Source organism: Pirellulales bacterium (assembly GCA_036490175.1).
GTDB lineage: Bacteria > Planctomycetota > Planctomycetia > Pirellulales > JACPPG01 > JACPPG01.
The window spans coordinates 1-4,029 of the sequence record DASXEJ010000322.1; the positions used below are offsets into that span (position 1 = coordinate 1).

Sequence of the window (4,029 nt, forward strand, 5' to 3'; positions counted from 1 at the left end):
TGAGCTCGCTTGCGACTCATTATGCGCTAGCGGCGTGATGATGGTGTGCAATGTTAGTGTATTTACACCATCGTGGTAGGACCGCCGTACCGATGCTCACGGAGCTAGCACGCGAATCGCAACGCCCCCCGTGTGGCGCGCGGCATTCCGAAAACCGGAGGGGAATTTCCTTGCAACCGATCATTGGCTCGGTAGATTGAGCCGCACTCACTTCGGTTGAATTGCAGATCGCACGAAACGCTCGCACAATTCACCACAGCCGAAAGATCTCGGCGGGGCCAGCGATGCAGAGGCAGGAATGGATCACGCGCGGCCGCTGCCGCGCCGGCCGGGATCGTCGGGCTTCAGCGGGCATGGGCTATCCGCGGTATCGCCGCAGGCATGAGCCGGCGGTTTGCGCCGGCACCCGCCGCGTCGGCCAGCGGCGGTGTCAGAAACCACCGCCCATCCCGTCCCAGCGGCGCGGGCCGAAGTGCGAGCGAAATACCTGCACGTGCTGGACTTGGCACCTCGGCAGAGCGGCGCGTGTCGATGCAGCGGCGGCGTCTGTCACGCCCTCGCAGCTGATGTTGAGGACCGAGAGGGCCGTCAGGGTGCGCAGGTGGGCTAGAGCTGCGTCCGTAATGCGGGTGCTCGCGAGGTTCAGGTCGAGGAGACTTTTAAGCTGCGATAGCTGCGCGAGGCCGGGATCCGTCACTTCGGTGCAACTCAGGTCCAGCCGTTCGAGCTTGGTGAATTTGGAAATAGTCGCCAGGGCAGCGTCGGTGATGCGCGTGCCGGACAGGTTTAGCCATTTCACGTTGGTGAGCCCCGCCAGTTCCGCGAGCCCTGCATCGCCGACCCGCGTTTCCGACAAATCGATGTCCGTCAGGTTCCCGAGCCTCCCGAGAGACCGCATGCCGGCGTCATCGGCGAGCGTGAAGCAGAGCGTGATACGCTCGATGGACGTGTTGCTCGCCAGCGCTTCCAGCCCGGTATCGGTGATTAAGGTGCAACGGACGACCAATGATCGCAATCGCGGGATCGCCGCCACGTACCGCAGGTCCCGGTCGGTCGCCTCGGTGCCGCCAAGCCCAAGATATTGTAGTCGCTGCAGCCCGGGAAGGCCCGCGAGCGCCCCCGGCGCGATCGGGGTCCGGCGGTTCCACGGGTCCGCACCGCGATCCCCGAGTTCGAGCGAGCGCAAATTGGCCAGGTGCGAGACGGCCGCCCCAAGTGCCAGGCTAATTTCGTGGCTCCGCCCCCTTATTTCAAGCGACTCCAGCGATGCGGTGGTGCCCAAACGCGCAAAACCAGCGTCGGTGACCAGGCCGCCGACGAAATCCAGATCCCGCAGGCCGGGAAACGCCGCGAGGCTGGCCACGCCCGCATCGGTAATCTGCTCGCTCAGCGAAATTGAGTGCAACTGCGTGAGCGGTGCCATGCGAGCGAGAACGCCGTCGGCCGTTTGTGGCGGGGAGTGGCCGCTGACGATTACGGAGTCACCGTATTCTGGCGATTTGTCGCCAAGCAACCGTAGTGGCCAGGGGGGGGCTGCGTGGGGATAAAGGCCGGACGGCGAGAAACTGACGCCGTACCGGAGGCCCTTATCGTCGAGCGACCGCGCAAGCTCGCGACGAGCCTGCGCCCCGCTCCGCTCGAAGGCGAGCCAGCCGAGGCATGCGCTGGTGGCGGCAATAAAGACGGAGAGAGTTCCTAAGCTGAATCGGAGATAGCGGAAGCGCGGCGCGCTCGTGTTGCGGAGCATCTGTGCGTCCAATCATAGAAGTGGCCGTGGCGCGCTCGCGGAAGGGGCCGCGCGCACCGTCGCTCGGACGGCTAAAACGCCAAGCATCGAATTATAACAAACGGGGCAAACCAATGCGGAAACAACGCAGAATTCGCCAGAAAACGGCCACCATGCGGTCGCTGCGGTTCGAGCAACTCGAGGGCCGCCTGCTGCTGGACGCCATGACGATCCAATTTCAGTACCAAAATGTGACCGGCTCGCCGGCCGCAGGCCTTACTTACCCAACGCTGCAGTACTTCCCGATTCGCAACGCGCTCGTTAATGTGTCCGAGAACGGCGCGGCGTGGCCCGGGCCGCTGACTACGAGCCCCACCGGTGCCATCACGCTCACTAACATACCCTCGGGCGACCAATTCACGTTCGTAGTCCAGGCGAAGCTCGGCGTGCCGCTCGCCACGCTGATGGAAGTCGACGCCCCCGCGACCGGCACCCCGCAGTTCGCGAAGTTCACCGGAGTGAGTGCGCAGAATATCGCCAAAGCAGCTGATGGCACGCGGTCAGCGCAGCTCAGCGTCAATCTCCAAGGCACGGACCCGACCGACCCAGCGTTCGCGATCTTCGACACGCTTGAAAACGCGGCGGCGTACGCTGCGCAGATTGCGCCCAACGCAACCGCGGGACCGCTGAAAGTTTTGTACCCCGAGGCAACGAACCCAAAGACGAACCGGCCAATGCAGGGAGCATTCTTTTTGGCAAACGATGTCACAAATCCGGCTTCTGGAGGCACCGTGTGGGCGGCCTACGACACCGGAATGTCATTCGACACGTTCGCGCACGAGTACGGCCATTACGTCGCATTTTCGCTCGGCTTTTTCTCCAACGTCGCCACACCGGCCCACGACGGTAGCGAAAACTTCCGCTACACCTCCCCGAATCCCGGGCAAGCGGCGACGAAGGCCGTCGGAATATTGCAGGCGTTTAACGAGGGTTGGGCTGATTATTTCGCGGTAGCAACGAAGGCCTACTTGATGGGCCTAGCCGGAACGGATGCCGTTCCAGGGGTCGTTTCCGGGCCCGCGGGAACTGGCACGGACGCGCGCACCTCGATCGTGGTCGCCTCGCTCGATGCCGGCAATGCAGCGAACCCAGCCCCAATTCCGAGCGTCACCTTTCGTTGGGCCGCTTCCCTATCGACGAATGCGTACGCCGGGAACGCCGGTGGCGCGCTCAATACGAGCAATACCCCCGGCCAGGGCGAAGATAATGAGGCGACAGTCGCGCGCGTGTTATACCAGTTGCGAAACAGTTTCAGGGCCTCGAATGGCACCATTCTGCAACTCGACGACGCGACTCTCCTCGCGGACATGCAACAGCAATCGTCCGTCGCAAGAAACGGCGGCGCAACGCCGGACACCCTGAACGCGCTGTGGAATGTTCTGACGAAAAACCAGAATGGCGACGTCCCAAGCAAGCAGATGTTCGCCTTTGGCGATCTTTTCGCGCAACAAAACGTCGGGGTTACCTTGACGGCGCCCCCACCAGGCACGAACTGGTCGGCCAGCATCGTTCCAACATTTAGATTCACAATTCCCCAGACAAGCTCGCCCGACGTGCCCGCCGGCGCGCCGCTGAACCTGCTGAATACGTTCACGATTCGATTTGCCGTGCTGACAGGATACGACGCGCTTCTAAACCCGATCTACGTGGACATCACACAGCAGGCTCTGCAACAAAAAGGGTTGCCAAAGGCGCAGAGCACCTTCGTCAAGAACCAGCCCAACCCGGGTCCCGGGGGACCCATTACGGGCAGCTGGACGCCTACTCCGGCGCAGTGGAAGGCAATCGTCAATACCGTGGAGGCGCTGCCGGGGGTCTTCAACCACGAGACTTTGACTTGGTTTGTTGTCGCTGGAGATCTGACATCCGGATTGCCAGGGCTCGCAAAGGGACTTAAGAGTGGGTGGCCCGACACCCGCAACTACTGGAGCGCCGCACAGAATATCACCGTGTGGCCTGATCCGAAAGTCGGCAGCGTTGGTGCAACCCAAGGCCAGATCGCCGCCGACCCGGTGACGATTCCGCCGGGGGCTAGCCAGGACGTGACGGTGCAGTATCAGTTCACGAGCGGGTCGGCGGTGTTTGGGGCGGATTTTACGGTTACGAATGCGAGCGGGATGGCAATGGCCCAGAGCGGGACGATCACGGTGCCGGCGGACAGCGATCTGACCAGCCCCGATGAATTCGACTTCGAGATCGACGCCACCGATGAGGGTTCGACGGCCGATAAGACCGCCACGCTT

General features: G+C 62.7%; 2 protein-coding genes. One reads left to right on the forward strand and one right to left on the reverse strand.

What is annotated here, in order from left to right:
* Positions 1 to 430: 430 nt before the first annotated feature.
* A complete protein-coding gene (locus tag VGG64_24650; GenBank protein HEY1602817.1) occupies positions 431 to 1,747 on the reverse strand; it encodes a hypothetical protein in 1,317 nt (438 codons plus the stop codon).
* 152 nt (positions 1,748 to 1,899) lie between these two features.
* Here VGG64_24650 and VGG64_24655 point away from each other — a divergent pair.
* On the forward strand, positions 1,900 to 4,029 hold a 2,130-nt coding region (locus tag VGG64_24655), incomplete at its 3' end, for a hypothetical protein (protein HEY1602818.1).

Bases quoted from the DNA above. Each gene is read 5' to 3' on its own strand.
- VGG64_24650 (HEY1602817.1), bottom strand. From the start codon at position 1,747: ATGCTCCGCAACACGAGCGCGCCGCGCTTCCGCTATCTCCGATTCAGC.